Below are 26,732 nucleotides of genomic sequence, written 5' to 3'. Positions count from 1 at the left end.
AAAAAATGAGATATGCATTAACAAATTGTGTGATTTACACAAAATATGATGTTTTACGTGATTTTGCGGTAATTATTAACGGTGAAATTATTGAAGCGGTAGTTCCACAAGCTGAATTAGAAACAGGCATCAAAACCATTGATTTACAAGGTAATAATTTAACGGCGGGTTTTATTGATCTTCAATTAAATGGCTGCGGTGGCGTGATGTTTAACGACCAAACTAGCGTTGAAACCTTGGAAATTATGCAGGAAACTAACTTGAAATCAGGTTGTACCAGTTTCCTTCCTACTTTTATCACGGCACCAGATGAAAACATAAAAAGTGCGGTGAAAATTATGCGTGAATATTTAAACAAGCATAAAAACCAAGCACTTGGTTTACATATTGAAGGGCCGTTTATCAGTGTTGAGAAAAAAGGTGTACACCGTCCCGAATATATTCGTGAAATTACGCCTGAAATGAAAGATTTCCTCTGTGAAAATGGTGATGTCATTACAAAAATTACCATTGCCGCAGAAAACCCAACTATTAACTATACGCCTGATTTTGTGAAAGCGGGCATTATTGTCTCTGTAGGCCATTCTAATGCGACTTATGAAGTCGCTAAATCCGCATTCCACAAAGGCGCAACTTTTGCGACTCACTTGCATAATGCAATGTCGCCAATTAGTTCTGGACGTGCTATGGGCGTAGTAGGTGCAGTACTAGATTCTGATGTTTACACCGGTATTATCGTGGATGGTGTGCATATCAATTACGGCAATGTTCGCATTGATAAAAAAATCAAAGGTGACAAACTTTGTATTGTGACTGACTCTCTTGCTGCAGCAGGGGCTCCACCAGAATTGGAAACCTTCACATTCGTAGGAAAAACCATTTATATCCGAGATGGCCGCTGTTTTGATGCAAACGGTACGATTGCTGGAGCATCAATTACTATGATCGAATCTATTAAGAATGCAGTCGAGTTTGTAGAAATTCCGCTTGCTGAAGCAATTCGAATGAGTAACCTTTATCCTGCACGAGCAATTGGTGTGGATGATCGTTTAGGTTCGGTAGAAAAAGGAAAAATCGCAAATTTAGCCGTGTTTACGTCAGATTATAAAGTGACAGCAACTGTGCTTAATGGTGAATGGAAACCTAATTGATTTAAGGTGCGGTAAATTTTTCTGATCTTTTATAGCCCAACCAATCGGTTGGGTTATTTTTTGCTTTACTACTTTAATAAGAATAATTTTCATCTATAATATAAAACCAAGTTAATTACTAGGAGATAGATATGGCGAAAGATGAAGTAGGGCATAATTTTCTTGCACGTTTAGGTAAAACTCGTTTGCGTCCAGGCGGTAAAAAAGCGACAGACTGGTTAATTGCCAATGGCGATTTTGGCCAAGATAAAAAAGTGTTAGAGGTTGCCTGTAATATGGGAACGACAGCCATTGGATTGGCGAAGCAATTTGGTTGCCATATTGAAGGTGTTGATTTAGACGAACATGCGTTAGAAAAAGCACAAGCAAATATCGTCGCAAATGGCTTTCAAGACAAAATTCATGTGCAGCGTGCGAATGCGATGAAGTTGCCTTTTGCAGATGAAAGTTTTGATATTGTCATCAATGAAGCGATGCTCACGATGTTACCCGTGGAAGCTAAGAAAAAAGCCATTGCAGAATATTTTCGAGTGTTAAAACCAAATGGTTTATTGCTTACTCACGATGTTATGCTGGTGGGGAATGATCATCAAACGATTCTAGAAAATATGCGCAAAGCGATTAACGTGACGGTAACGCCATTAACGAAAGATGGCTGGAAAGGAATATTCCAAGAAAGTGGCTTTAGAAATGTTGATACTTTCTCTGGTGAGATGACTTTACTTTCACCAAAAGGGATGATTTATGATGAGGGCATTCTTGGGACGTTAAAAATCATCCGTAATGCTATGAAAGCAGAAAATCGTGAGCAATTTAAAAGAATGTTCAAAACCTTTAATGATCCTGAACATAAATTACATTTTATTGCTGTATGTAGTCAAAAATAATATAAAAAAAACAAAGGCCTACTTTTCTAGGCCTTTATCTTTTATTATTTAGCACAATTACATTCTGAATGGGCTGTTTTTTGTTCAAAACGTTCTGCAACGAAATCCCAGTTTACCACGTTCCAGAATTCTTTAATGTAGTCTGGACGACGGTTTTGGAATTTCAAGTAGTAAGCGTGTTCCCAAACGTCTAAACCTAAAAGTGGGAAACCTTCACAACCTGCCACTTCTTTACCCATTAATGGGTTATCTTGGTTTGCTGTTGATACCACGGCTAATTTACCTTCAGCAGTTAATACTAACCACGCCCAACCTGAACCAAAACGAGTTGCGGCTGCTTTTTCAAATTCAGCTTTAAATGTTTCTACAGAACCGAAATCACGTTCAATCGCATCTTTTAATGTACCTTGTAAAGTAGTACCTTTTTTCAAACTTTTCCAAAATAAACTGTGGTTTGTGTGACCGCCTGCATTATTGCGTAATGCACCACGTTTTTCTGCAGGGATTTTGTCAAGGTTAGAAACTAATTGACCTGGGCACATTTCCACTAACTCAGCGGGTAAACCTTCTAATGCAGCGTTTGCATTGTTTACATAAGCTTGATGGTGTTTGCTGTGGTGGATTTCCATTGTTTGCGCATCGAAATGTGGTTCTAATGCATCGTAGGCGTAGCCTAATTCAGGTAGAGTGTAAGCCATAATTTATTCCTTCTATGTAAAGACAAATTTCGTTGAGGGTTTTGGTCTATAACCAAAAGTGGGCAAATAATAGCAAAAATTTTGATTTAGATCATTAAATGTTTTTCCTTTTGCATTAATAGACGAATTTATTAAACCTTGTTTTAAATCAATAAACCTATCGATCTACTTCTAAAGAGTTATTTGTTTTGAGAGCTAAAATCTCGTCAAATATTTCTCTTGTGATAGAATACCGCCACTTTTTATTTTCCCTTTGCAATTATGTTTGAACCACACAAGTTATCTCTGCAAAATTTATCCTGCCAACGTGGTGAGCGAGTACTTTTTCGTGCTTTGACTTGCTATTTTAATAGCGGTGATTTTGTGCAAATTGAAGGGCATAACGGCATAGGTAAAACCAGTTTATTACGTATTCTTGCGGGTTTAGCTCAACCTTTAGAAGGCGAAGTGCGGTGGGATGCTGAAGCAATTTCTAAACAACGTGAACAGTATCATCAAAATTTGCTTTATTTAGGTCATCTTTCAGGCGTAAAACCAGAACTAACAGCATGGGAAAATTTGCAGTTTTATCAACGAATTAGCCAAGCGGAACAAAATACTGATATTTTGTGGGATTTGCTTGAGGAAGTGGGATTATTAGGTCGTGAAGATTTGCCTGCCGCACAACTTTCAGCAGGACAACAAAAGCGTATTGCATTAGGTCGCTTATGGCTGTCTCAAGCGCCCTTATGGATTTTAGATGAGCCGTTTACTGCGATTGATAAAAAAGGCGTGGAAATTCTAACCGCACTTTTTGATGAGCATGCTCAACGAGGTGGCATTGTGTTGTTAACCAGCCACCAAGAAGTACCAAGTTCTCATCTGCAAAAATTGAATTTAGCGGCTTATAAAGCGGAATAACTTAATGATTTTCTTAGAAATAATTAAACGTGAACTTCAAATTGCGATGCGCAAAAATGCGGAGATTTTAAATCCGCTATGGTTCTTTTTGCTTGTGATTACTTTGTTTCCGCTTGTTATTGGGCCAGATCCTAAATTACTTTCCCGTATCGCACCGGGTATTGCATGGGTAGCCGCATTGCTTTCAGCATTGCTTTCTTTTGAACGTTTGTTTCGTGATGATTTTATTGATGGCTCTCTTGAACAATTAATGTTAACCGCACAGCCTTTGCCGATGACTGCTTTGGCGAAAGTGGTTGCGCATTGGTTACTCACAGGCTTACCGCTTATTTTGCTATCGCCTATTGCCGCTTTATTGCTTTCTCTTGAGGTCAATATTTGGTGGGCATTGGTTTTGACATTGTTACTGGGCACTCCTGTATTGAGTTGTATCGGTGCAATTGGTGTGGCCTTAACAGTGGGATTGCGAAAAGGGGGCGTGTTGTTGAGTTTGCTTGTTGTTCCGTTGTTTATTCCTGTTTTAATTTTTGCCTCATCAGTATTAGAGGCGGCAGGCTTAAATGTGCCTTATGGCGGGCAACTGGCAATTTTAGGTGCTATGATGGTTGGCGCAGTAACACTTTCGCCTTTTGCCATCGCCGCGGCACTGCGAATTAGTTTAGATAATTAATTTCATTCTACCGTATAAAAGTGCGGTGGTTTTTCTCTTAAATTTTTAAGGATCTTTTTTATGTGGAAGTGGTTACATCCTTATGCAAAACCCGAAACTCAGTATCGTATCTGCGGTAAATTGAGTCCGCTATTTGCATTTTTAACACTTATTTTACTCGGTGTTGGCATTGTATGGGGCTTAGCATTCGCCCCAGCAGATTACCAACAGGGTAATAGTTTCCGAATTATGTATGTTCATGTGCCGACAGCGATTTGGTCAATGGGTGTGTACGGATCAATGGCGATTGCAGCTGTGGTTGCCCTTGTATGGCAAATTAAGCAAGCTCACCTCGCCATGATTGCAATGGCGCCAATTGGAGCATTGTTTACTTTCTTATCGCTTGTTACGGGCGCCATTTGGGGTAAACCAATGTGGGGCACTTGGTGGGTGTGGGATGCTCGCTTAACTGCAGAATTGATTTTATTCTTTCTTTATCTTGGTATCTTAGCGCTTTATTCTGCTTTTTCAGATCGTAACGTAGGGGCAAAAGCGGCTGGGATTTTATGCATTACAACGGTCGTGATTTTACCGATTATTCATTTTTCTGTGGAATGGTGGAACACGTTACATCAAGGTGCGAGTATCACTAAACTGGAAAAACCATCCATTGCAATTCCAATGTTGGTTCCATTAATTTTGTGTATTTTCGGTTTTTTAACCTTGTATATTTGGCTTACTTTAGTTCGCTATCGCGTGGAATTATTGAAAGAAGATGCGAAACGTCCTTGGGTTAAAGCATTGGCTCAAACACTGAAATAAAGTGCGGTTAGTTTTTTAGCGATTTTTAGAAGGAATATTTTATGTTTTTCCAGACTTGGAGTGATTTTTTTAATATGGGTGGCTACGGTTTTTACGTATGGTTATCCTATGCAGTAAGTTTAGTGGCAGTGATTGCCTTAATTGTTCAAAGTGTAAAACAACGCAAGACAGTGTTACAAAATGTATTGCGTGAGCAACAACGCGAAGAACGTTTACAACAAGCAAATAAAGGGAACACACTATGAATCCAAGACGTAAATCCAGATTTAAATTAGTCATTTTTGTTGTGCTCGGCATTGCTATTGCAAGTGGATTGATGCTGTATGCGTTACGTCAAAATATCGATTTGTTTTATACGCCATCTGAAGTGATTCAAGGTAAGGATAATAACCCGAATCAAAAACCTGAAGTGGGGCAACGTATTCGTGTTGGCGGTATGGTGGTTGAAGGCACAGTAGTGCGTGATCCAAAAAGCTTGAAAGTGCGGTTTGATTTAAATGATATTGGCCCTGCGATCACTGTTGAATATGAAGGCATTTTGCCGGATCTTTTCCGTGAAGGACAAGGTATTGTGGCTCAAGGTGTATTAACTCAGCCAACCGTTTTAACCGCGACAGAAGTATTGGCTAAACACGATGAAAATTATGTGCCACCAGAACTTGGTGAAAAAATGCAAAAAGTGCATAAACCAATGGGGATTGGTGATGCTGATTTAAAAGGCGAAAGCACACGTGATCGTCAAGAAAAAGAAGGCGCAAAATGATTGCTGAATTAGGAAATTATGCGCTGGCTTTAAGTTTAGCCGTATCGCTTATGTTGGCGATTTTCCCTTTGTGGGGGGCAGAAAAGGGCAATGTACAATTAATGGCATTAGCTCGCCCAATGACTTATGGTTTATTGGCAAGTTTAAGCATTGCTTTTGCTGCATTATTTTATTTATTCGCAGTAAATGATTTTAGTGTTCAGTATGTCGTGAATAACTCTAATACGGCTTTACCTATTTATTATCGTTTGTCTGCCGTCTGGGGTTCTCATGAAGGTTCTTTATTACTGTGGATTTGGTTACTCGCCGTTTGGTCATCTGCCGTTGCTTTGTTGAGTAAACATTTACCCCAAGAAGCGGTTGCTCGCGTACTTGGTATTATGGGGATTATTAGCGTAGGTTTTGTGTTGTTCGTCTTGTTCACTTCAAATCCTTTTACTCGTACTTTCCCAGATTTTCCAGTGGACGGAAAAGAGCTCAATCCAATGTTGCAAGATATAGGCTTGATTTTCCACCCTCCATTACTTTATATGGGCTATGTTGGTTTTTCTGTGGCATTTGCGTTTGCGATAGCATCCTTAATGACGGGAAAATTAGATTCAGCTTGGGCGCGTTGGTCACGTCCTTGGACACTTGCTGCTTGGGTATTTTTAACTTTAGGTATCGTACTTGGTTCTTGGTGGGCTTATTATGAGCTTGGCTGGGGCGGCTGGTGGTTCTGGGATCCTGTGGAAAACTCCTCGTTTATGCCATGGCTTGCTGGTACTGCATTGATTCACTCTCTTTCTGTGACAGAAAAACGTGGTTCTTTTAAAGCTTGGACGGTATTACTTGCGATTTTAGCCTTTTCACTTTGTCTGCTCGGCACGTTCTTAGTTCGTTCTGGCATTTTAGTTTCAGTTCACGCATTTGCATCGGATCCAACTCGTGGTTTGTATATTTTGGCTTACCTCGTTGTGGTGATTGGTGGTTCGCTAGCGCTCTATGCGTATAAAGGAAGTCAAATTCGTTCTCGTGATAATGCAGAACGCTATTCACGTGAAAGCATGTTGTTATTAAATAATATCTTATTAATGACCGCTCTTTGCGTTGTATTCTTAGGAACATTGTTACCACTCGTTCACAAACAACTTGGTTTAGGTTCTATTTCTATTGGTGCGCCATTCTTTGATCAAATGTTCTTAATTATTATGACACCATTTGCATTATTGCTTGGTATTGGACCTTTGGTGAAATGGCGTAGAGACCAATTTTCTGCAATTCGTACGCCTGTTGTTATCAGTGTATTTGTTATGGTGATTGCGGGTTTTGCGTTACCTTACTTCTTGCAAGATAAAGTTACAGTAAGTTCGGTGCTTGGTTCAATGATGACCGTGATTATCGCTCTACTAGCACTTTATGAATTGCAACAACGTGCGACGCATCGTGAACCATTCTTTGTGGGCGTACGCAAACTATCTCGTTCTCATTGGGGAATGATGTTAGCCCATCTGGGTGTAGCAATGACCGTATGGGGAATTGCATTTAGCCAAAACTTTAGCGTAGAACGTGATGTTCGAATGAAAGTCGGTGAGAGTGCGCAAATTGGTCGTTACGATTTTAAATTCGCAGGTGTGACGGATGTTAATGGTCCAAATTACATTGGTGGAAAAGCGCAAATTGATATTTCGAAAGATGGGCAACCAGAAGCAAGCTTATTTGCAGAAAAACGTTTTTACACAGTAAGTCGTATGTCTATGACGGAAGCCGCCATTGCTGGTGGTTTAACTCGTGATCTCTATGTGGCTCTCGGTGAAAAGATTGATGATAATTCTTGGGCGTTACGCTTATATTACAAGCCGTTTATTCGCTGGATTTGGATTGGCGGCTTGTTTATGGCGTTAGGTGGATTGTTGTGTATGTTCGATCGACGCTATCGATTTAACGCTTTATTGAAAAAATAATATGACGGCGCACCTTGATTAAGGTGTGCCTTAACTTTTAATTAGATTATGTGAACAATGCGGGCTTTTATAAAAGTCTACTTTGGTTTTTTATATTTAAAGTGCGGTAAAAAATGAAAAAAAAATTACTCGTTCCTCTTATTCTCTTTTTATCGATAACAATTGCATTTTTAGTGCAATTAAAACGTAATGCGCAAGGTGAAGATATTAAAGCATTAGAGTCTGCTTTGGTTGGAAAGCCTGTGCCAGCAAAAAATTTAACGGAGCTTTTTGAAAATAAAGCTTACACGAACGAATTGTTTCAACAAGGTAAGCCAGTTTTACTTAATGTGTGGGCGACGTGGTGTCCGACTTGTTATGCCGAACATCAATATTTAAACAAACTTGCTAAAGACGGTGTGCGAATTATCGGTTTAGATTATAAAGATGAATCACCTAAAGCAATGAAGTGGTTAAAAGATCTTGGCAATCCTTATAAAGTTGTTTTAAAAGATGAAAAAGGTTCTTTCGGTTTGGATTTAGGAGTATATGGGGCACCAGAAACTTTCATTGTAGATGGAAAAGGTGTGATTCATTATCGTTATGCTGGAGATGTAAACGAAAAAGTTTGGACTCAGACTTTAAAACCAATTTATGACAAACTTTCGGAGCAACAATAATGAAAAAAACATGGCTATTTTTGACCGCACTTTTGTTTAGCTCAGTGGCGTTTTCAGCTATTGACGCATTAAATTTTAGTTCTCCACAGCAAGAGAGTGATTACCACCAATTAACACAATCTTTGCGTTGCCCTCAATGTCAAAATAACAATATTGCGGATTCCAATGCGACTATCGCTGTGGATATGCGTGGCAAAGTATTTGAGCTTTTACAAGAAGGCAAATCGAAAAATGATGTAGTGGAGTATATGGTGGCGCGTTACGGCAATTTTGTAACCTATGATCCACCTATGACAGCGAGTACATTAGTGCTATGGATTGCGCCATTATTGCTTGTGTTGTTAGGCGTGGTATTTTTATTAAGACGTAAGCCAAAAGCTCAAAGTGCGGTGAAATCCCAAGATGTTTTAACTGATGAAGATAATGCGCGTTTGGCAGAATTATTAAACAAGGATAAATAGATGAATTTTGCATTAATTTTTATATTAACCACTTTAGTTGTGGCGTTAATTTGTTTTTATCCTTTATTGCGTCAATTCAAAGCGAAACATTGGCAAAAACGTGATGATTTAAATAAGGCGTTATATTTCTCGCGCTTGGAAGAAATTGAGCAAGATAATTCCCAAGGTTTAGTTGAAAATGTTGAGCAACTCAAACAAGAATTACAGAAGACCTTGCTTGATGATGTGCCGAGCAAGGTTCAAGAGAATGCGGATTATTCTGGCAAATCTTATGGAAAAGTGTGGTTTGTGTCTGGCGTGTTGGCGCTAGGAATTATCGCGGGCTCTTCTTATTTTATGGTGGGCTCTTGGCAAGCTGAATCGATGTTAGAGCAAACTTATGCGAAATTGCCATATTTCTATGAGCGAATGAAAGATGAAGATAAAAATCCATTTTCTGATGCAGAAATGCAGCAATTTTCTACCGCACTTCGAATCGATTTGCAGAAAAATCCAACTGATGCAAAAAAATGGTGGATGCTCGGTCAGATTGGGATGAATTTAGGTGATGTACGTTTAGCATTTGATAGTTATCAGAAGGCCAACAAGTTAGAACCAGATAATGTGCAATATAAATTAGGCTATGCTCGCGTGTTGATGTTCTCTGATGATGCGACTGATAAACTAAAAGGTGGCGATTTATTACGTGAAGTGATTCGTCAAGATCATACTAATGTTGAGGCCCTAAGTTTGCTCGCATTCCGTTATTTTGAAACGGAAGATTATAAAATGGCGGCAGTGACTTGGGCGATGATGCTGCGCTTAATGCCGAAAGATGATGAGAGGGTTCCATTAATTGAAAAAAGTATTCGTGCCGCGCGTGATGCTTTAGAAGCGCAGAACGAAGAAAAATCAAAAAGTATTACCCCTGAAAAATAACCTAGAGCATTGTAGTGCTTTCTGATATAGTGCGGTAAAAATGATTATTGATGATGAACCTATTTATTAGGTTTTCATTATGTTACTATCATAATTAATACGAACTAATTAGAATAGATAATTTATCGCTTGAAATGTTATTCTTTTTTAAGCCTGATGGTTTGACGTTAGAGCGATATCAATATAGTAAAGACTAAGGAAAAAATAAATATGAAGCATCAATCTTATATTTCGGTTCCGTTATTTTTTCTTATGGTTAGCAGCCTTGTTATTGCTCGGGTTTCTATTGCAAGTAATATTACTTATGTTGATTCGGCAGATCAAAAAAGCTTTTCGTCTGAAATTTCAGATAATGATGTACAGCTTTTGGGGCAGAGTATTGAATTAAAAGTTTATAAAATGGATGAGATGAGTTCATCTCAAACTATTTATGAATCTCCGGCTGGGATTTGTAAAGGGTTTAAGGCTAGAGGTGTAAATTATACAAATTCAACCCACAATTATCTTTCACCCAATGATAAAACAGAATATTATGGCAGCGTAACTGGCGCTACAATTTATGGTGGGAAGAATACGCAAAATTTAAGTTATGTACCCGTTTATTCTATTTCTGATAAAAAAGTATCTGAGCGTATTCAAATTATAGAAAATAAGAAATTGAAGGAAAAGGCTGTTAACAATGTATCAGAAGGGAAAGCGGTGTTAACAGAAGTAATTTGTAAATAGAGGTGGATATGAAAAAAAATATTTTAGTATTAGGTATAACATGTTTATTAGTTGCATGTTCTTCTGATAATAAGCCAGATAATGGCATTTATGATATGAAAACAGTTCAGGAATATAACGCCCGAGTGCAGAGTGGAAATACTGTTGTTGCCTCACAAAAAGCTCGGGTCTCTAAACAAGAAGAAACACCACTAAAAATGAATGCGAGTGATGAGAAAGCGAAAGTAAGAATTATTAGCCCTACTCTTCCTGTGGTCCCCGCTGTGGGTGTCGGTTATTATCATCATTATCATAATTGGTAATAGAAATTTGAGAATTTAGACAGCTATATTTTTATAGCTGTTTTTTTGATTGTAATAATTAGAAAGGACGATAATTTTATAGTAAAAAAAGCGAGCTTATGCTCGCTTTTTTATAATGAATCTAGCTCTTATAGACTCGTTACCGCAAATAACACCCAAACGGTATAAATTGTGGCTAAACCATAAAAGATAAATCCACCAGCTGGCACATGTATTTTAAGATCGTGCATACCGTGGTGAATACGATGTAAACCGCACCACATTGGGAAAATAGTAAGCACTAAAATAACTAATTTACCAATCCAAGAATAAGCAAAAGTAATTAAATTATGCGCATCGACTAAACCAAATGGTAATAACAAACCGATAATTAAAATAACGACAGGGAAAAAAATTGCACTCACTGTGCCGCCTGCACCGAACATTAACCATACTGGCGGTTCGCCGGAGCGTTTTGGATTTTGATCAACCATTTTTTCTCTCCCTTAGATATAAACTAAAACTAAAGCAATCACGCTAACTAATGCTGTTACCGCCCAAAGTGCATTTCTTACAACGCGGTGTGGTAAGCGTTCATTTTTCACAATGATATTCATTACTTTTGGTGTCATTAAGAAGTATGTCACCGTATGATAAAGCGTTGCGATAAGCGTAATAATATTTAAGAACACCACAATTGGGTTTCTTAAAAACTCAATAAAGCTCAAGATGCCTAAGCCTGGCATTGGATTGCTTGCGAGGCAAAGAACACCATAAAGCAATACAATACAAAACCATACAGCAAAGATTGAAGTCGCTTCACGTAGCATATAAGCTTTATAGAAGTCCAATTTTTGCCACCAAGTCGCTGTCATTGGACGGACATATTTTTTACGTTTACTAACTGTTACTGACATTCCTTCCCCCTTAGCTTTTTGGTTTTAGCATAGAGATAACATAATCTTTGGCACTTTCCACTTTTCCTTGGTTAATTGCAGAAGCAGGATCCACATGTTTTGGACAAACTTCTGAGCAATAGCCAACGAAAGTACAACTCCAAACCCCGTTTTTACCATTTAACAATGACATACGTTTTGCTTTACCATGGTCACGGTTATCAAGATTATAACGATGAGCCATCGTAATAGCTGCAGGACCTAAAAATTCAGGATTTAAACCAAATTGAGGGCAAGCGGCATAGCATAAACCACAGTTGATACACATTGAGAATTGACGATATTTCTCAAGCTGTGCAGGCGTTTGTTTAGTACGGCTTACTTGTAATTCTTTCGATGGATGTGGTTTACCATCTAATGCTGGTGCTTCGTTACCAATAATATAAGGTTTAATTGCCTCTAAACTTTCAATAAAGTGGCTTAAATCAACCACTAAGTCACGTTCAATTGGGAAGTTTGCTAACGGCTCAATACGCATATGGCCACTGTAATCACGTAAGAACGTTTTACAAGCCAATTTCGGTTTATTATTTACCATCATCCCGCAAGAACCACAAATCGCCATACGGCAAGACCAACGATAAGAAAGAGATGGCTCAAGTTTATCCTTAATATAACCTAACGCATCAAGCAATGAAGTTTGATTATCATAAGGTACTTGATAGGTACTTAGATGCGGCTCTTGATCGATTTCAGGATTGTAGCGTAATACTTCAACATTCATTACTGGTGAATTAGCCATTTGCTTGCTCCTTAGCTTTCGCAGCTGCTTCTTGAGCTTCTGCTTCCGCACCGTAAACACGTTTTGCAGGTTGAGATTTAGTAATTTTCACCGGACTGTATTCGATACGCGGCGCACCGTTTTCATTGTAGAAAGCAAGTGTGTGTTTTAAATAATTTACATCATCACGTTCAGTGTAATCTAAGCGTTGGTGAGCACCTCGAGATTCTTTACGTTCAATCGCTGAATTTGCAATAGATTGTGCAACATCTAGGATGTAGCCTAACTCAACTGTATAAAGTACATCTGTATTGAACACGCTTGAGTTATCTGCTACACGAATACGTTTGTAACGTTCTTTTAATTCTGCAATTTTATCTACTGCTTTTTGCATGCTTGCTTGGTCACGGTAAATACCACAGCCTTCTTCCATTACAGAACCCATTTCGTCACGGATTTCAGACCAAGATTCGTTACCTTCTTGTTTATGAAGGGCTTCTAAACGAGCGACAACATCTTTTGCTTGAGCATCAACCGCACTTTGATTTACAGATTGAGCCTCTACAGCACGTTGTGCCGCATATTCGCCAGCAACACGACCTAACACAACAAGTTCAGCTAAAGAGTTAGATCCTAAACGGTTTGCACCATGTAAACCTGAAGATGCACACTCACCTACAGCAAATAAACCTTTGATACGCGTTTCGCTGTTAAAGTCAACCTCAATACCACCCATCGTGTAGTGAACAACTGGACGAACTGGGATTGGCTCATTCACTGGATTTACACCTTCATAAGCACTTGCTAATTCACAAATGAATGGCAGACGCTCATGTAAATATTTTTCACCAAGATGACGTAAATCTAAATGCACAACATCTACGCCTTTCGCGGTTTTTAAGGTATTACCTTTTTTCCATTCTTGCCAGAATGCTTGAGAAACTTTATCGCGAGGACCAAGTTCCATATATTTATTTTGTGGTTTTCCAATTGGAGTTTCAGGTCCTAGACCGTAATCTTGAAGATAGCGATAGCCATCTTTATTCACTAAGATACCGCCTTCACCACGACAACCTTCAGTCATTAAGATGCCGGTATTCGGTAAACCTGTTGGGTGATATTGAACAAACTCCATATCACGAAGTGGTACACCATGACGATACGCCATAGATAAGCCGTCACCTGTTACAATACCGCCATTGGTATTGAATTTAAATGCACGACAACCACCGCCAGTTGCAATAACAACCGCATTTGCATTGATTTGAACAAGTGAACCTTCCATCATGTTCATCGCAACCATACCACGAGCATGGCCATCATCAACAAGAATATCTAATACGAAGTGTTCATCAAAACGTTGGATTTGTGGATATTGAATAGAAGTTTGGAAAAGCGTGTGTAATAAGTGGAAACCTGTTTTATCAGCGGCGAACCAAGTACGCTCAATTTTCATTCCACCAAAACGACGTACGTTTACATCGCCATCAGCTTTACGGCTCCAAGGACATCCCCAACGTTCTAATTGAGTCATTTCCACTGGTGAATGTTGTACGAAATATTCCACAACATCCTGTTCGCAAAGCCAGTCACCACCAGCCACAGTATCTTGGAAGTGTTTATCGTAAGAATCTTCTTCTTTGATAACTGCCGCTGCGCCACCTTCTGCTGCCACAGTATGGCTACGCATTGGGTACACTTTTGAAACTAATGCAATTTTTAAGTTAGGATTTGCTTCTGCTGCTGCAATCGCTGCACGTAAACCGCCACCACCAGCGCCAACAATCGCAATATCGACATTAACTGTTTGCACGATATCCTCCAATAAATGTAGAAAGTAAAAAATAGAAATCACCCTAAAAGGGTAATCTAGTAAGGCCATTCTGCCATTTTTTGTTACAAATTAATAACGTTTTTTATGTAGGAAAAGGGGAAAAAGTATGATTTTGTGATCTACCTCAAAAAAGCTTAGATTGAGTTGAGAAGGGCTCTCGTTTACAATGATGCAAATTTAAAAATGGGAATAAAAATGACCGCACTTACTCATTGGCAACCTTCTGCCGATATAAAAAATCTGCTTAAACGTGCAAAAATTATTGCTGAAATTCGTCAATTTTTTACAGAACGAGGCTTACTTGAAGTTGAGACGCCTGTTCTAAGTGAATTTGGCGTCACTGATTTGCACCTTTCCACATTTAGCACAGAATTTCTCGCGCCTTTTGGTGAACAATCCAAAACACTTTGGCTTTCTACAAGCCCTGAATATCATATGAAACGCTTGCTTGCTGCAGGCAGTGGACCAATATTCCAAATCAGTAAAGTGTTCCGTAATGAAGAAGCCGGTAATCGCCACAATCCAGAATTTACCATGTTGGAATGGTATCGACCGCACTTTAGTATGCATCGTTTAATTAATGAAGTGGATGATTTACTCCAACAAATTTTAGATTGCCCACCTGCAGAAAGTTTAAGCTACCAATTTGTTTTCCAAGAATATGTAGGTTTAGATCCCTTATCTGCAGAACGTTCAGAATTAATCGAAGCGGCGCGTAAACATAACTTTATGGCGGAAGATAATGAAGATCGCGATACTTTATTACAGTTTTTATTTAGTGAAGTCGTTGAACCTCAAATAGGAAAAGATCGACCTGTGGCGGTTTATCATTTCCCTTCAACGCAAGCCGCCCTAGCACAAGTGAGCCCAGAAGATCAGCGAGTTGCAGAACGCTTTGAGTTTTATTACAAAGGGTTAGAACTGGCAAATGGTTTCCATGAATTGACAGATGCACGAGAACAAAGACATCGTTTTGAATTAGATAATCAGCAAAGAAAGAAACATGGATTGCCAGTTCGAGACATTGACGAACGTTTTCTATCTGCATTGGAAGCTGGCTTACCAAATTCTTCTGGCGTTGCGCTAGGAGTCGATCGCCTGATTATGGTTGCGTTAGGTTGTGAAAAAATTAATGAAGTGATTTCTTTTGCCGTGGATAATGCCTAGACGAAAAGTGCGGTAAAGATTTACCGCACTTTTGATTTTTAGTTACTGATCCATAATGGCAATCGTATAGTAACAGCAAGCCCGCCTAGTGGGCTTTTTTCAGCCCAGACCTTTCCTTGATGCTCCTGAATAACATTAGACACAATCGCCAATCCTAGTCCTGTGCCGCCAGTCGTTCTAGTTCGAGTTTCATCAACTCGATAAAACGGTTTGAAGATTTTTTCAAATTCATCTGGATGGACTCCAGATCCGTTGTCATCTATACGGATCCTGAGAAATTCTTCTTCTTCTTCTTCTTCTTGGATAAAAATATGAAGTTCGATCTTATCCTTGGTGTATTTAAGCGCATTTGTCACAATGTTTTCAACCGCACTTTCTAGCAATCTAAAATTGCCGTTAAGTTGTAATTCATTTTTAGGTAAACGAATATTTGTGAGAAACGCTATACCACGTTGCTCAGCCTCAAATTTTGCATCCTTGATAATATCAGTCCAAAGCGTATTAGCATAAAAAATATCCCGTTCCATTTGGCTATTCATTTTCTGGCGTGAAAGTAGAAGCAATTCACTAATCATTTTATCCATGCGCCCAATTTCTCTTTCAATGCGTTTTACGCTATCTGTTTCACCACATTCATGACGAACAAGCGCTGTAGCTAGTTGTAAACGTGCTAGTGGTGTTTTAAGCTCATGTGAAATGGAAGACAGTAAAGATTGTTGATTGGAGATAAGATTGTCAATCGCCGTTGACATTCTATTAAAACTTCTTCCAACTTGTCGAAGTTCAAGAGGGCCTGATAGGGATAAGTTACGATCAATTTTAAAGTTCCCTAGGGCGACAGAATTTGCGGCTTCTTGTAAACGAGATATTGGGGTGACAATGGTTTTTGTGAACCACCAGAGTAATGGTGTAGTAATTAATAAGATTAAGAAACCAAGCATAGCTGGGTTATCAAATAAATAATTTAAAATTGCTTGTTGTGGATTTATATGATTGATGAAGAATAAAGCATATTCGTCAGGTTTATCACTAAGATAAATTTGGAATGGGCCAACAATTTGTAAATCATTGAAAGTTTTTCGTTTGGGATGAGAAAAATCATCAGAAACAACAGAGAATGCTAAAATTGCATCACGCTCTTCCGGTAATTCACCTAATATATTTTGGGTCTGTAAATTGACTAAAACAGGACGATATGGATTGTATTTATCTGTTGGCAATACGGGGGCCTCTACGAGTAGATTACTAAGTTGTTTATTCCGTATTGTATCCATGATTCTTTTCTGGTAGTTGATTACTTCAGATTCTTTTAAAGGCGTATAAATTCGAAGATCAAAATAAGGCATGATAACAATAAGTGTCATCATGGCAAAGAATGCTATCCAGAAAACTGAAAATGTACGTATGGCTAATTGGTTAATATTAAAAATCTTAGTGAGTTTCATTATTCTATGGCACTAAAAGATATCCACGTCCACGTAATGTTCTAAACCAAGGTAGATCATTCTCTCGGAGAGGGAGTTTTTTACGTAGATTTGACATATGCATATCAATGGAACGGTCAAAGGGAGTAAGAGGCTTGCCCAATACTTTCTCACTGAGTTCATCTCTGGTTGCGCTACCATTTGGAGATTGAATTAATTGGTAAAATAGTAAAAATTCTGTGCTAGTTAAATTTAAATCTTTACCTTGATAAATAGCTCGTTGAGAAATTGGATGTAATTCAATCCCGTGAAAGAATATTACTGAATTTTCATTTTCAGAATTTTTTGTAGATTTACCGTTTTCTGTTTTGAGGAGGACGCTACGGCGTAAAATAGCTTTTATACGGGCAACTAATTCACGATCATTAAATGGTTTAGGCAAGTAATCATCCGCACCCAATTCTAAACCAAGCACGCGATCGATATCGTCACCTCTTGCAGTAAGCATCATCACTGGCACATTAGAGACTTTACGAATTTCTTTTAATGTATCAAGACCATTTAGCTTAGGCATCATCACATCAAGTAAAACCAACTCATGGCCTTCATCCAGTTTTTGTAATGCCTCTAATCCATTATTTGCTGTTTGAACTTCAAATCCTTCCAGTTTCAGGAGTGCAGATAGTAATTCCGTTAATTCAATGTCATCATCAACGAGTAAGAGCTTTGACATAGGCGCTGTCCTTTTTATCAAACGTCTGTGTTTATACTGTCACTATAAGTGTAAGCTTATTTCCAGAATTGCCACCAGCTTGATTTTGGTTTCTCACCAGTTTGAATAATGGTGTTGTTTTCGCCTTGTTGCAAAACTTCTGGCAAAGGTTTATCAAGATTGGTTTCTGTCACCATACCACGTTGATCAAATTTTACAGTGAAAGTGTGTTGAACAGGTGTTTCATAAGCACGTTGTTGTAAGAACACATAGTACCAAGTCTGACTATTATAAGGATCGATTAATACTGGCGTACCCAACAAATATTGTACTTGTTGAGCTGTCATGCCTTCTTTAACTTGAGCAACTGTAGTCGCTTCTAAATAGTTGCCTTGCGGTACATCAATTCGATATACAACTTTTTCAACGGTGGAACAAGAAGCGACGCTTAATGCTAAAAAGGTTGCGCCTAAAAGTGTTTTAACTTGCATTTTCTTTACCTTATTTGTGCAAAAGTACTGTCAAATAATACCCAAGTTTGAGCATATTTCCAAATTAATTCTCTGATTTTAAAGCCTTTTGTAATTGATCTTTTAAATTCGGCGGTAAACCCTTGATAGTAAGCGTATCCGTCATTGGTTCCCATTGAATTCGAGTATTTAATAAATCGGCATCGAAACTAATACTCACCCCCTTTCCTGAACCAGTGAATTTCGTTAGGGATTTTAAAGTTGAACGTACTGGCGGAATGCTATCTTCCAAGCCATAATTCTGTTCTCCCGCAAAGGTAACAAAAGGCTGTTCGTTTAGAGTGGGTAAGGAATCAGAAAGTTCCTGCAATTCAATTTCATCACCGCCTGCAAGTTGAGCTTTGCAATATTCAAACACTTGTTTTTTCACCGCTTGAGTTTGCTCTTTGTTGAGTTCGCCTTGATCGCAGTAATCACTCACTGCTTGCAATAAACACTGATTTTGTACTTGTGGATTTAATCCTTCTTCGGCACCTAAAAAATCCATGAAAAAATCACTAATTTTTCGACCGACACGGCCTTTTATGAAAGTTAAATAACGATTAGAGTTTGCATTCACCTGCAAATCCGTCAAATTCACTCTTGCCGCAATATCAAACTGAGTAATATCAAGATATTCTGTACGGCGAATATCTAAATGCTCATCCACTAACATACTATGACGGCTATCAAGCAATGCAATAAACAAATAATCTGTTGCTAAGAAATTATATTGACATAAAATCAAAGTACCACTTTCTGCAAAGTTATATTTACCTAGCTCATCTGCAAGCAATTTTGTTGAGTATTGACTAAAACCTAAAAACTCAATTTCTTGTTCCAATAAACGATTTAAATGTTGTGCAAATATAGACTTTTCCTGAAACACACCAAAAGCCTTAGCTTTATTTTGATAGCCTTGATGAAGTTGCAACATCATTTGTTCTACTTCTGGCGTAATTGACAACAGCTCATCGCGTAATACGCTTTCCATTTTTATGCTGTCGCCATCCACATTTTTGACTAACTGATGCAAAACAATTTGATTAACGGTAATACTCATTTTTGTCACCTTTGAAAAATTTGCCGCAAATTATAACCGCACTTTTTAAGCAAGAAAAAAGAAATTATTTAGGTTCTACCAAATAATCGGGTATCATAAGCCAAATTTTTTGTTTTATTTTTAACATTATGGCTCAACATTCTAAATATTCTGATGCTCAATTAAGTGCGATTGTAAACGATATGATCGCAGTATTAGAAAAGCATAAAGCCCCTGTAGATCTATCCTTAATCGCACTGGGTAACATGGCGAGTAATTTATTAACCACCAGTGTGCCACAAACTCAACGTGAGGCATTAGCTCAAGCGTTTTCTAATTCCTTAATTAATGCGGTAAAAACACGTTAATATGAAATGGATTAAAAAAGGCACCTTCAGTGGCAAACAATACCGCGATGACGTTTCACGAAAAATCTCGTGGGGTCATTGGTTTGCCTTTTTTAATATTATTGTTGCTATTCTTATTGGCACTCGTTATGCCTTTATCATTGACTGGCCAGATACTCTCGCAGGAAAACTTTATTTCTTTGTGAGTTTGCTCGGGCATTTCAGTTTCAATGTTTTTGCGTTGTACTTACTCGTGGTCTTTCCACTGAGTTTCATTGTTAAAAACCACCGCACTTTTCGCGGATTAACCGTGATTTTTTCCACGATTTGTATAACCTTATTATTATTTGATACCGCCGTTTTCAATCGTTTTAATCTGCATTTATCCTCTGTTGTATGGAATTTGCTGGTCAATCCAGAAAATGGTGAAATGTCACGCGATTGGCAAATTTTCTTTGCACCAATGCCAATAATTTTACTGGCTCAAATGTTATTTTCTCGCTGGAGTTGGGAAAAATTACGCAGTCTTGAACGCCAAAAATGGCTAAAAAGTACTGGCATATTCTTAACCGCAACGTTCATTGCGACGCATTTAATTTATGCTTGGGCTGATGCTTATTTGTATCGTCCTATCACCATGCAACGTTCTAATTTCCCTTTATCTTATCCAATGACAGCTCGTTCTTTTTTAGAAAAACACGGTTTCTTGGATGGAGAAGAATATACGCAAAAATTGGAGCAAGAAGGTCGTTTAGATGCCTTAAAAATTGATTATCCGAAAAAAGAACTCACTTATGCACCAATTACGCATAAATCTAATATTCTGATCGTAACGGTTTCAGGTTTGCGCCATGATGCGATTTCTAGTGAAAAGATGCCAAAACTTGCTGAATTTGCGACAAGTTCAACAGAATTCACTAATCATTACAGCACAGGTAACAGTAACAACGCAGGCTTAATTGGGTTATTTTACGGGCTAAATGCAAATTACACCGATAGCGTTTTAAGCAATCATACCCAATCTGTTTTAATCGAAAAATTACGTGCTGAAAATTATCAATTGGGTTTATTTTCTGCTACGAATTTCAAAGATAGCGTCTTCCGCCAAGCATTATTTCGTGAAATAAAACTTCCATCAAATAAAACCAACAAACCCAATAATGAAAGTGCGGTAAAAAATCTCAATGATTTTATTAAAGCGCAAAAAACAGACTCCCCTTGGTTTGCTTATTTGGATTTAGCCTTGGAGGCTAAAAATCCATCAGATTATGACCGCACTTTGCAGGACATTGATTCTCTTTTAGCAAAAGCGTTAGAAAGTACACCGCTTGAAAATACATTAGTCATTATCACGTCAGAGCATGGTGTAACCTTTAATGAAATGAATGAAAAAGAGCGAGAAAACTACTTTGGGCGCGATGAAGTTCAAGTGCCATTGCTTGTATATTGGAAAGATTTACCGGTAGGCAAGCAATATGGGTTAAGCAGTCATACCGATATTTTACCTGCATTGATGAGACAAATTTTCCATGTAGAAAATAGATTAATGGATTATACACAAGGGGCTAATTTATTTGACCTGAGCGGGCGCGATTGGGTTCAAGCGTCTAATTTTAATTGGAATGTAATTATTCAATCAGATGGCACTCAATATCATATTAATCGTAAAGGTAACTACAAAAAGTTTAACCCTAACTATGAGGAGCAATCTTCGGATAGACCGCCGTTAGGCTTATTCTTGGAAACGTTTCAACTTGAAAATCAATTTTTTGAAAAATAGATAGATAAAATAATATGAACGACGAACAGCAAAATTTAAACCAATCTGAAAATACGAAAAAAACTTTTTTTCAATCTTTATTTGGTCGCTTTTTTCAAGGTGAACTAAAAAATCGTGAAGAACTTGTGGAAGTGATTCGCGATTCAGAACAAAACGATTTAATTGATCAAAATACGCGTGAAATGATAGAAGGCGTGATGGAAATCGCGGAGCTTCGTGTTCGAGATATTATGATTCCTCGTTCACAAATTATTTTTATTGAAGATCAACAAGATTTAAATACTTGTTTAAACACAATTATTGAATCCGCACATTCTCGTTTTCCTGTGATTGCCGATGCAGATGATCGCGATAATATCGTAGGCATTTTGCATGCAAAAGATTTATTGAAATTTTTACGTGAAGATGCCGAAGAGTTTGATTTATCTTTATTATTACGTCCCGTCGTGATTGTGCCAGAAAGCAAAAGAGTGGATCGTATGTTGAAAGATTTCCGCTCTGAGCGTTTCCATATGGCTATTGTGGTGGACGAATTTGGTGCGGTATCCGGCCTTGTTACCATTGAAGATATACTGGAACAAATTGTTGGCGATATTGAAGATGAATTTGATGAAGAAGAGGTCGCAGATATTCGTCAGCTTTCTCGTCATACTTATGCTGTACGTGCGCTCACAGATATTGATGATTTCAATGCGCAATTTAATACGGATTTTGATGATGAAGAAGTGGATACCATTGGTGGGCTAATTATGCAAACTTTTGGTTATTTACCAAAACGTGGTGAAGAAATTATGTTGAAAAATCTTCAATTTAAAGTCACCTCGGCAGATAGTCGCCGATTGATTCAACTTCGAGTGACTGTGCCAGATGAACATTTGGCAGAAATGGATGATGTGGAAGAAAAAGCCGAATAGCATTTTATCATCCTCAATGATGGCGCGCGTTTTCTAACGCGTGCTTTTTATTTACTTGGAATGGAATTTTAAATTTCAACACAAAAGACGCTCGTGAGGGCGTGCAAAATATAATTGAATTTATGAATAAATATTTTACTTATCTTATTGCGATTATATCTGGTTTAGTCGGTGTTTTTGCCTTCTCGCCATTTGATTATTGGCCTTTAGCCTATGTGTCTTTACTCGGTTTACTTTATGTCGCTAAAAATCCTAAAAAATCCACCGCACTTTTAGCGACGTTTTTGTGGTCGATCGGATTTTTCTGCTTTGGGGTGAGTTGGCTTAATGTCAGTATTCACCAATTTGGCGGCGCGTCTTTAGGTGTGAGTTATTTCCTTGTCGGTTTACTTGCGGCTTATCTTGCGCTATACCCGATGTTCTTTACCTATTTGGTTCAGCGTTTCAATGTTCAAAGTGCGGTAATTTTTGCCGTGATTTGGACATTGACAGAATTTTTACGAGGTTGGATTTTTACCGGTTTTCCTTGGCTTCAGTTTGGTTATACACAAATTGACAGTCCATTTTATGGCATCGCCCCGATTTTTGGGGTAACAGGATTGACGTTCTTTACCGTTTGGGCAAGTGCTGTAATTTTTAATCTCGTTTCATCTTTGTTTAAAACGAAAAATCTTAAATTAGTCTTGGCGAATGTTTTGTTATTGATCATCGTGGGGGGATTAAGTGCTTATTCATCCCGAATTCACTTTGTAAAAGCTGTTGAAGATAAGGCAATTTCAGTCACGCTTGCTCAAGGAAATATTGAACAAAATCTCAAATGGGATCCTGCTTATTTCTATTCTACTTTGGAGATTTATCAAAAATTAATTGCAGAAAATCTTGGTAAAACAGATTTAATTATTTTGCCTGAATCAGCGTTGCCAACTCTTGAAAATGCGATTACCCCATTTTTTGAAGGATTAGATCGTGCTGCTAAAGAAACGAAAACGGAGATAATGATTGGCACGGTATTCCAAGATACGAAATCTGGTAAATTGCTTAATTCTATTATGACTGCTGGAAACCCAGACTTTCCTTATCAGCCAGATACGTTAAATCGTTATAGTAAGCATCATCTCGTGCCTTTCGGTGAATATGTTCCACTAGAAAGTATTCTGCGACCACTGAATTCCGTGTTTAATTTGCCGATGTCTGCATTTCAAAGTGGAGATGCGATTCAGCCATCTTTAATGGCAAAAAAACGCACTTTTTCGCCAGCAATTTGCTATGAGATTATTTTCGGTGAGCAAGTGCGGCAAAATTTGAAACAAGATACGGATTATTTGCTCACAATTTCTAATGATGCCTGGTTTGGTGATTCGATTGGGCCTTGGCAACATTTACAGATGGCAAGAATGCGCGCTTTAGAATTGGGTAAACCACTTATTCGTGCAACGAATACGGGGATTTCAGTCTTTGTTGATGCACAAGGTAAGGTGTTAGCGCAGGCACCACAGTTTATTGAAACAACGTTGACGCAGAAAATTGCACCTGCGGAAGGCAAAACCCCTTATTTTGTGCTAGGAAATATGCCTTTATATGCTTTATCATTGTTGTTTTTAGTATTACACGGCATGATGGCGTTTGTTCGTCGTAAGATGAACCTTTCACAAAAACGATAGTCAAAACGACCGCACTTTTTATTTATAAACGAGATTTTAATGAATCAAAATCTAATTGAAGTTAAGAATCTCACCTTTAAACGCGGTGATCGCGTGATTTACGATAACCTGAATTTGCAAGTAAAAAAGGGAAAAATCACTGCGATTATGGGGCCGTCGGGGATTGGTAAAACCACCTTACTTAAATTGATAGGTGGGCAACTGATACCAGAACAAGGTGAAATTTTGTTTGATGGGCAAGATATTTGTCGCCTATCTAATAGTGAACTGTACGAAATACGCAAGCGGATGGGGATGTTATTCCAATCCGGTGCGCTTTTTACGGATATTTCTACTTTTGATAATGTCGCCTTTCCAATTCGTGAACATACGCATTTGCCTGAAAGTTTAATTCGTCAAATCGTATTGATGAAATTGGAGGCGGTTGGGTTGCGAGGCGCTGCCGCATTGATGCCTTCAGAACTTTCCGGAGGTATGGCTCGTCGAGCTGCATTAGCGCGCGCTATTGCACTTGATCCTGATTTAATTATGTTTGATGAGCCATTTACTGGGCAAGATCCAATCAGTATGGGCGTAATTTTGAGCTTGATTAAACGATTAAATGAAGCGTTAAATTTGACTTCTATCGTGGTGTCGCACGATGTGGAAGAAGTATTGAGTATTGCAGATTATGCCTATATTATTGCAGACCAAAAAGTTATCGCAGAAGGAACGTCTGAGCAGCTTTTACAGAGCCAAGATCCGCGCGTGGTGCAATTCTTAAAAGGTGAATCTGATGGTCCTGTGCGCTTTAAGTACCCAGCGCAAGATTATGTGAAGGAATTGTTTGAATGATCGTCAATTTTATTTCTGCTTTGGGAAAACAGGTGATTGACTTTTTCCGTGCCTTAGGGCGAGCAGGCTTTATGTTATTTGGCGCTTTGATCGGCAAGCCACAAATTCGTAAGCATTTTCCTTTGCTTGTGAAGCAAATGCATGTTTTAGGTGTCCAATCGTTACTCATTATTTTGTTGTCCGGTTTATTTATTGGAATGGTATTAGGACTACAAGGTTATGTTGTGTTAGTCGATTTTTCTGCTGAAACAAGTTTGGGACAGCTTGTAGCGCTTTCTCTTTTACGAGAATTAGGGCCTGTTGTTACCGCACTTTTATTCGCGGGTCGAGCAGGTTCTGCATTGACGGCTGAAATAGGCTTAATGAAAGCTACTGAACAACTTTCTAGTCTTGAAATGATGGCTGTTGATCCTTTACGTCGAGTGATTGCACCTCGTTTTTGGGCGGGAGTTATTTCCATGCCAATTTTGTCAATCTTGTTTATCGCGATTGGTATTTGGGGCGGTTCCTTAGTTGGTGTGGATTGGAAAGGTGTTGATTCGGGTAGCTTTTGGTCTGTGATGCAAAATTCCGTGAGTTGGAGCTATGATATTTTAAATGGCTTTATTAAAGCGGTTTTCTTTGCTGTTGCCGTAACTTGGATTGCGCTTTTTAATGGTTATGATTGTATGCCAACATCAGAAGGCATCAGCCAAGCTACAACACGAACAGTCGTGCATGCCTCTCTTGTTGTTCTAGGATTAGATTTTATTTTGACTGCTATTATGTTTGGAGCAGGTTAAGGATTTTTTATGAGACAAACAATTAAATATGAATTTTGGGTCGGGTTATTTTTATTACTTGGTATTGGCGCCTTAGTTTTTTTAGGTTTACGCGTAGCCAACGTACAAGGTTTTGGTGAGACGAAATCTTATACTGTGACGGCAACTTTTGATAATATTGGTGGACTAAAAGTACGTGCACCATTAAAAGTTGGTGGAGTGGTTATTGGGCGTGTGAGCGGTATTACGCTTGATGAAAAAAGCTATTTACCCAAAGTCAGTATTGCAATTAATCAGGAATATAATGAAATTCCAGAAAACAGTTCTTTATCAATTAAGACATCTGGTTTATTGGGTGAGCAATATATTGCATTGACAATGGGGTTTGATGATGGTGAATCGGCTATGCTTAAAGAAGGTAGCCAAATTCAAGATACAAAATCTGCGATGGTGTTGGAGGATTTAATCGGCCAATTCCTTTACGGCGATAAAAAATCTGATGGTAACAGTGAAAAGACTGAGCCTACAGTACAATAACAACTCACATTTATTTAGGAGATTTATGATGAAATTTTTCCAAGTGAAAAAATGGTTTGCAATTTTAACCTTAGTATTTACCGCACTTTTTGCTGCTGGTACTGCTATGGCTGAAACAAGTCCTTATGTATTAATGCAACAAGCGTCAGATAAATTGTTTTCTGATATTCAGGCAAATCAAAGCCAGATTAAAAAGAACCCAAATTATCTACGTACTATCGTTCGTAATGATTTACTACCTTATGTTCAAGTTAATTATGCTGGTTCTTTGGTGCTAGGTTCTCATTTCAAATCTACTACACCTGAACAACGTGAAAAATTCTTTAAAGCTTTTGGTGATTTTATTGAACAAGCTTATGCACAAGTATTAACGGCATATTCAAATCAACAAATCCAAATTGAGCCAGAAAAAGCATTAGGTGATAAAAACTTAGTAAATATTCGTGTGAATATTATTCAAACCAATGGTGCAGCACCAATTAAATTAGATTTTAAATGGCGTAAGAATGGTAAAACGGGTGAATGGTTAGCTTATGACATGGTTGCTGAGGGCGTGAGTATGGTTGTAACAAAACAACAAGAATGGAGTAGTATCTTACGTCAACAGGGTATTGATGCATTAACGGCTCAAGTACAAAAATCAGCCGCTCAACCTGTAACATTCAGCAAATAATT

31 protein-coding genes are annotated in these 26,732 nt (G+C 38.2%); 22 read left to right on the top strand and 9 right to left on the bottom strand.

Annotation, left to right across the window (positions count from 1 at the left end):
* Window positions 1-5: 5 nt before the first annotated feature.
* Together nagA and LIX50_RS04445 are read left to right on the top strand one after the other, a co-directional pair.
* Window positions 6-1,151 (top strand): N-acetylglucosamine-6-phosphate deacetylase, encoded by a 1,146-nt coding sequence (gene nagA / locus LIX50_RS04450; protein ID WP_048953895.1) that lies wholly within the window; start codon window positions 6-8, stop codon window positions 1,149-1,151.
* A 131-nt stretch (window positions 1,152-1,282) separates the two neighbouring features.
* Entirely contained in the window at window positions 1,283-2,038 is a 756-nt protein-coding gene (locus LIX50_RS04445) for a class I SAM-dependent methyltransferase (RefSeq protein ID WP_048953894.1), read from the top strand.
* A 44-nt stretch (window positions 2,039-2,082) separates the two neighbouring features.
* Here LIX50_RS04445 and sodA read toward each other — a convergent pair whose 3' ends face one another.
* On the bottom strand, window positions 2,083-2,736 hold the full coding sequence (sodA, locus tag LIX50_RS04440) for a superoxide dismutase [Mn] (protein WP_048953893.1): 654 nt from the start codon (window positions 2,734-2,736) through the stop codon (window positions 2,083-2,085).
* Window positions 2,737-2,997: 261 nt separating this feature from the next.
* Here sodA and ccmA point away from each other — a divergent pair, with 261 nt between their 5' ends.
* The 11 genes from ccmA to LIX50_RS04385 all read left to right on the top strand — a co-directional run bounded on the left by ccmA (window position 2,998) and on the right by LIX50_RS04385 (window position 10,879).
* On the top strand, window positions 2,998-3,636 hold the full coding sequence (ccmA, locus tag LIX50_RS04435; protein WP_048953892.1) for a cytochrome c biogenesis heme-transporting ATPase CcmA: 639 nt from the start codon (window positions 2,998-3,000) through the stop codon (window positions 3,634-3,636).
* Window positions 3,637-3,640: 4 nt separating this feature from the next.
* The gene (gene ccmB, locus LIX50_RS04430; protein ID WP_005637214.1) at window positions 3,641-4,306 is read left to right on the top strand and encodes a heme exporter protein CcmB; all 666 of its coding nucleotides are present in this window, start codon (window positions 3,641-3,643) and stop codon (window positions 4,304-4,306) included.
* 60 nt (window positions 4,307-4,366) lie between these two features.
* Window positions 4,367-5,107: a heme ABC transporter permease gene (locus LIX50_RS04425; RefSeq protein ID WP_005634316.1), complete on the top strand. Its 741-nt coding sequence runs from the start codon at window positions 4,367-4,369 to the stop codon at window positions 5,105-5,107.
* Between the two features lie 41 nt (window positions 5,108-5,148).
* Window positions 5,149-5,352, top strand: coding sequence for a heme exporter protein CcmD (gene ccmD / locus LIX50_RS04420; RefSeq protein ID WP_005634314.1), 204 nt, complete (start codon window positions 5,149-5,151; stop codon window positions 5,350-5,352).
* The gene (gene ccmE / locus LIX50_RS04415; protein ID WP_005631161.1) at window positions 5,349-5,870 is read left to right on the top strand and encodes a cytochrome c maturation protein CcmE; all 522 of its coding nucleotides are present in this window, start codon (window positions 5,349-5,351) and stop codon (window positions 5,868-5,870) included. Before ccmD ends, ccmE begins: the two co-directional genes overlap by 4 nt.
* Window positions 5,867-7,813 (top strand): heme lyase CcmF/NrfE family subunit, encoded by a 1,947-nt coding sequence (locus LIX50_RS04410; RefSeq protein ID WP_048953891.1) that lies wholly within the window; start codon window positions 5,867-5,869, stop codon window positions 7,811-7,813. Before ccmE ends, LIX50_RS04410 begins: the two co-directional genes overlap by 4 nt.
* A gap of 113 nt (window positions 7,814-7,926) precedes the next feature.
* Window positions 7,927-8,472, top strand: a complete 546-nt coding sequence (locus tag LIX50_RS04405; protein WP_046942240.1) for a DsbE family thiol:disulfide interchange protein — start codon at window positions 7,927-7,929, stop codon at window positions 8,470-8,472.
* Entirely contained in the window at window positions 8,472-8,933 is a 462-nt protein-coding gene (locus tag LIX50_RS04400) for a cytochrome c-type biogenesis protein (protein WP_048953890.1), read from the top strand. The genes LIX50_RS04405 and LIX50_RS04400 overlap by 1 nt, the downstream gene beginning before the upstream one ends.
* Window positions 8,934-9,851: a c-type cytochrome biogenesis protein CcmI gene (ccmI, locus tag LIX50_RS04395; RefSeq protein WP_048953889.1), complete on the top strand. Its 918-nt coding sequence runs from the start codon at window positions 8,934-8,936 to the stop codon at window positions 9,849-9,851.
* Window positions 9,852-10,061: 210 nt separating this feature from the next.
* Window positions 10,062-10,577, top strand: coding sequence for a hypothetical protein (locus LIX50_RS04390; protein WP_048953888.1), 516 nt, complete (start codon window positions 10,062-10,064; stop codon window positions 10,575-10,577).
* Between the two features lie 8 nt (window positions 10,578-10,585).
* Window positions 10,586-10,879, top strand: a complete 294-nt coding sequence (locus LIX50_RS04385; RefSeq protein WP_048953952.1) for a hypothetical protein — start codon at window positions 10,586-10,588, stop codon at window positions 10,877-10,879.
* A gap of 128 nt (window positions 10,880-11,007) precedes the next feature.
* On the opposite strand, the gene frdD is transcribed toward LIX50_RS04385, so the two are convergent.
* From frdD to frdA, 4 genes are read right to left on the bottom strand one after another with little or no spacing between them, the layout of a single operon-like run.
* On the bottom strand, window positions 11,008-11,352 hold the full coding sequence (gene frdD / locus LIX50_RS04380) for a fumarate reductase subunit FrdD (RefSeq protein WP_048953887.1): 345 nt from the start codon (window positions 11,350-11,352) through the stop codon (window positions 11,008-11,010).
* Window positions 11,353-11,364: 12 nt separating this feature from the next.
* Window positions 11,365-11,775, bottom strand: coding sequence for a fumarate reductase subunit FrdC (gene frdC / locus LIX50_RS04375; protein WP_048953886.1), 411 nt, complete (start codon window positions 11,773-11,775; stop codon window positions 11,365-11,367).
* Window positions 11,776-11,785: 10 nt separating this feature from the next.
* Complete coding sequence (locus LIX50_RS04370) at window positions 11,786-12,556, bottom strand: succinate dehydrogenase/fumarate reductase iron-sulfur subunit (RefSeq protein WP_005645965.1); 771 nt, start codon at window positions 12,554-12,556, stop codon at window positions 11,786-11,788.
* Window positions 12,549-14,348 (bottom strand): fumarate reductase (quinol) flavoprotein subunit, encoded by a 1,800-nt coding sequence (gene frdA / locus LIX50_RS04365; RefSeq protein ID WP_046942098.1) that lies wholly within the window; start codon window positions 14,346-14,348, stop codon window positions 12,549-12,551. The genes LIX50_RS04370 and frdA overlap by 8 nt, the downstream gene beginning before the upstream one ends.
* A 216-nt stretch (window positions 14,349-14,564) precedes the next feature.
* Here frdA and epmA point away from each other — a divergent pair, with 216 nt between their 5' ends.
* Window positions 14,565-15,536, top strand: a complete 972-nt coding sequence (epmA, locus tag LIX50_RS04360; RefSeq protein ID WP_048953885.1) for an elongation factor P--(R)-beta-lysine ligase — start codon at window positions 14,565-14,567, stop codon at window positions 15,534-15,536.
* A gap of 38 nt (window positions 15,537-15,574) precedes the next feature.
* Here the strand turns inward: epmA and cpxA are convergent, their stop codons facing one another.
* From cpxA to yejK, 4 genes are all read right to left on the bottom strand, one after another.
* Window positions 15,575-16,981: an envelope stress sensor histidine kinase CpxA gene (cpxA, locus tag LIX50_RS04355; RefSeq protein WP_048953884.1), complete on the bottom strand. Its 1,407-nt coding sequence runs from the start codon at window positions 16,979-16,981 to the stop codon at window positions 15,575-15,577.
* 4 nt (window positions 16,982-16,985) lie between these two features.
* On the bottom strand, window positions 16,986-17,693 hold the full coding sequence (locus tag LIX50_RS04350) for a response regulator (protein WP_048953883.1): 708 nt from the start codon (window positions 17,691-17,693) through the stop codon (window positions 16,986-16,988).
* 56 nt (window positions 17,694-17,749) lie between these two features.
* Window positions 17,750-18,163, bottom strand: coding sequence for an outer membrane protein assembly factor BamE (gene bamE / locus LIX50_RS04345; protein WP_048953882.1), 414 nt, complete (start codon window positions 18,161-18,163; stop codon window positions 17,750-17,752).
* 64 nt (window positions 18,164-18,227) lie between these two features.
* The gene (gene yejK / locus LIX50_RS04340) at window positions 18,228-19,244 is read right to left on the bottom strand and encodes a nucleoid-associated protein YejK (protein ID WP_048953880.1); all 1,017 of its coding nucleotides are present in this window, start codon (window positions 19,242-19,244) and stop codon (window positions 18,228-18,230) included.
* A gap of 128 nt (window positions 19,245-19,372) precedes the next feature.
* Here yejK and LIX50_RS04335 point away from each other — a divergent pair, with 128 nt between their 5' ends.
* The 8 genes from LIX50_RS04335 (at window position 19,373) to mlaC (ending at window position 26,730) form a co-directional block, all read left to right on the top strand.
* Window positions 19,373-19,591: a YejL family protein gene (locus LIX50_RS04335; RefSeq protein ID WP_005625990.1), complete on the top strand. Its 219-nt coding sequence runs from the start codon at window positions 19,373-19,375 to the stop codon at window positions 19,589-19,591.
* Between the two features lies 1 nt (window position 19,592).
* Window positions 19,593-21,350, top strand: coding sequence for a DUF3413 domain-containing protein (locus tag LIX50_RS04330; protein ID WP_048953878.1), 1,758 nt, complete (start codon window positions 19,593-19,595; stop codon window positions 21,348-21,350).
* Window positions 21,351-21,364: 14 nt separating this feature from the next.
* A complete protein-coding gene (corC, locus tag LIX50_RS04325; RefSeq protein ID WP_048953876.1) occupies window positions 21,365-22,264 on the top strand; it encodes a CNNM family magnesium/cobalt transport protein CorC in 900 nt (299 codons plus the stop codon).
* A gap of 122 nt (window positions 22,265-22,386) precedes the next feature.
* Complete coding sequence (gene lnt / locus LIX50_RS04320) at window positions 22,387-23,925, top strand: apolipoprotein N-acyltransferase (RefSeq protein WP_080351571.1); 1,539 nt, start codon at window positions 22,387-22,389, stop codon at window positions 23,923-23,925.
* Between the two features lie 39 nt (window positions 23,926-23,964).
* Window positions 23,965-24,759, top strand: a complete 795-nt coding sequence (gene mlaF / locus LIX50_RS04315) for a phospholipid ABC transporter ATP-binding protein MlaF (RefSeq protein ID WP_226385900.1) — start codon at window positions 23,965-23,967, stop codon at window positions 24,757-24,759.
* A complete protein-coding gene (gene mlaE / locus LIX50_RS04310; protein WP_005628334.1) occupies window positions 24,756-25,541 on the top strand; it encodes a lipid asymmetry maintenance ABC transporter permease subunit MlaE in 786 nt (261 codons plus the stop codon). The genes mlaF and mlaE overlap by 4 nt, the downstream gene beginning before the upstream one ends.
* Before the next feature lie 9 nt (window positions 25,542-25,550).
* Window positions 25,551-26,057, top strand: coding sequence for an outer membrane lipid asymmetry maintenance protein MlaD (mlaD, locus tag LIX50_RS04305; protein ID WP_005636837.1), 507 nt, complete (start codon window positions 25,551-25,553; stop codon window positions 26,055-26,057).
* Window positions 26,058-26,085: 28 nt separating this feature from the next.
* The gene (mlaC, locus tag LIX50_RS04300) at window positions 26,086-26,730 is read left to right on the top strand and encodes a phospholipid-binding protein MlaC (protein ID WP_179222720.1); all 645 of its coding nucleotides are present in this window, start codon (window positions 26,086-26,088) and stop codon (window positions 26,728-26,730) included.
* The last annotated feature ends 2 nt before the right edge of the window (window positions 26,731-26,732 follow it).

This window comes from Haemophilus sp. Marseille-P9675 (assembly GCF_916862695.1).
Classification (GTDB): Bacteria; Pseudomonadota; Gammaproteobacteria; order Enterobacterales; family Pasteurellaceae; genus Haemophilus; species Haemophilus haemolyticus_K.
The sequence above is the reverse complement of the archived record's forward strand: the minus strand, read 5'-3'. Positions and strand labels throughout refer to the sequence as shown.

What these genes read in the sequence shown, in the direction of transcription:
- nagA (WP_048953895.1), top strand. Translation starts at nt 6, where the DNA reads ATGAGATATGCATTAACAAATTGTGTGATTTACACAAAATATGATGTT.
- LIX50_RS04445 (WP_048953894.1), top strand. Translation starts at nt 1,283, where the DNA reads ATGGCGAAAGATGAAGTAGGGCATAATTTTCTTGCACGTTTAGGTAAA.
- sodA (WP_048953893.1), bottom strand. Translation starts at nt 2,736, where the DNA reads ATGGCTTACACTCTACCTGAATTAGGCTACGCCTACGATGCATTAGAA.
- ccmA (WP_048953892.1), top strand. Translation starts at nt 2,998, where the DNA reads ATGTTTGAACCACACAAGTTATCTCTGCAAAATTTATCCTGCCAACGT.
- ccmB (WP_005637214.1), top strand. Translation starts at nt 3,641, where the DNA reads ATGATTTTCTTAGAAATAATTAAACGTGAACTTCAAATTGCGATGCGC.
- LIX50_RS04425 (WP_005634316.1), top strand. Translation starts at nt 4,367, where the DNA reads ATGTGGAAGTGGTTACATCCTTATGCAAAACCCGAAACTCAGTATCGT.
- ccmD (WP_005634314.1), top strand. Translation starts at nt 5,149, where the DNA reads ATGTTTTTCCAGACTTGGAGTGATTTTTTTAATATGGGTGGCTACGGT.
- ccmE (WP_005631161.1), top strand. Translation starts at nt 5,349, where the DNA reads ATGAATCCAAGACGTAAATCCAGATTTAAATTAGTCATTTTTGTTGTG.
- LIX50_RS04410 (WP_048953891.1), top strand. Translation starts at nt 5,867, where the DNA reads ATGATTGCTGAATTAGGAAATTATGCGCTGGCTTTAAGTTTAGCCGTA.
- LIX50_RS04405 (WP_046942240.1), top strand. Translation starts at nt 7,927, where the DNA reads ATGAAAAAAAAATTACTCGTTCCTCTTATTCTCTTTTTATCGATAACA.
- LIX50_RS04400 (WP_048953890.1), top strand. Translation starts at nt 8,472, where the DNA reads ATGAAAAAAACATGGCTATTTTTGACCGCACTTTTGTTTAGCTCAGTG.
- ccmI (WP_048953889.1), top strand. Translation starts at nt 8,934, where the DNA reads ATGAATTTTGCATTAATTTTTATATTAACCACTTTAGTTGTGGCGTTA.
- LIX50_RS04390 (WP_048953888.1), top strand. Translation starts at nt 10,062, where the DNA reads ATGAAGCATCAATCTTATATTTCGGTTCCGTTATTTTTTCTTATGGTT.
- LIX50_RS04385 (WP_048953952.1), top strand. Translation starts at nt 10,586, where the DNA reads ATGAAAAAAAATATTTTAGTATTAGGTATAACATGTTTATTAGTTGCA.
- frdD (WP_048953887.1), bottom strand. Translation starts at nt 11,352, where the DNA reads ATGGTTGATCAAAATCCAAAACGCTCCGGCGAACCGCCAGTATGGTTA.
- frdC (WP_048953886.1), bottom strand. Translation starts at nt 11,775, where the DNA reads ATGTCAGTAACAGTTAGTAAACGTAAAAAATATGTCCGTCCAATGACA.
- LIX50_RS04370 (WP_005645965.1), bottom strand. Translation starts at nt 12,556, where the DNA reads ATGGCTAATTCACCAGTAATGAATGTTGAAGTATTACGCTACAATCCT.
- epmA (WP_048953885.1), top strand. Translation starts at nt 14,565, where the DNA reads ATGACCGCACTTACTCATTGGCAACCTTCTGCCGATATAAAAAATCTG.
- cpxA (WP_048953884.1), bottom strand. Translation starts at nt 16,981, where the DNA reads ATGAAACTCACTAAGATTTTTAATATTAACCAATTAGCCATACGTACA.
- LIX50_RS04350 (WP_048953883.1), bottom strand. Translation starts at nt 17,693, where the DNA reads ATGTCAAAGCTCTTACTCGTTGATGATGACATTGAATTAACGGAATTA.
- bamE (WP_048953882.1), bottom strand. Translation starts at nt 18,163, where the DNA reads ATGCAAGTTAAAACACTTTTAGGCGCAACCTTTTTAGCATTAAGCGTC.
- yejK (WP_048953880.1), bottom strand. Translation starts at nt 19,244, where the DNA reads ATGAGTATTACCGTTAATCAAATTGTTTTGCATCAGTTAGTCAAAAAT.
- LIX50_RS04335 (WP_005625990.1), top strand. Translation starts at nt 19,373, where the DNA reads ATGGCTCAACATTCTAAATATTCTGATGCTCAATTAAGTGCGATTGTA.
- LIX50_RS04330 (WP_048953878.1), top strand. Translation starts at nt 19,593, where the DNA reads ATGAAATGGATTAAAAAAGGCACCTTCAGTGGCAAACAATACCGCGAT.
- corC (WP_048953876.1), top strand. Translation starts at nt 21,365, where the DNA reads ATGAACGACGAACAGCAAAATTTAAACCAATCTGAAAATACGAAAAAA.
- lnt (WP_080351571.1), top strand. Translation starts at nt 22,387, where the DNA reads ATGAATAAATATTTTACTTATCTTATTGCGATTATATCTGGTTTAGTC.
- mlaF (WP_226385900.1), top strand. Translation starts at nt 23,965, where the DNA reads ATGAATCAAAATCTAATTGAAGTTAAGAATCTCACCTTTAAACGCGGT.
- mlaE (WP_005628334.1), top strand. Translation starts at nt 24,756, where the DNA reads ATGATCGTCAATTTTATTTCTGCTTTGGGAAAACAGGTGATTGACTTT.
- mlaD (WP_005636837.1), top strand. Translation starts at nt 25,551, where the DNA reads ATGAGACAAACAATTAAATATGAATTTTGGGTCGGGTTATTTTTATTA.
- mlaC (WP_179222720.1), top strand. Translation starts at nt 26,086, where the DNA reads ATGAAATTTTTCCAAGTGAAAAAATGGTTTGCAATTTTAACCTTAGTA.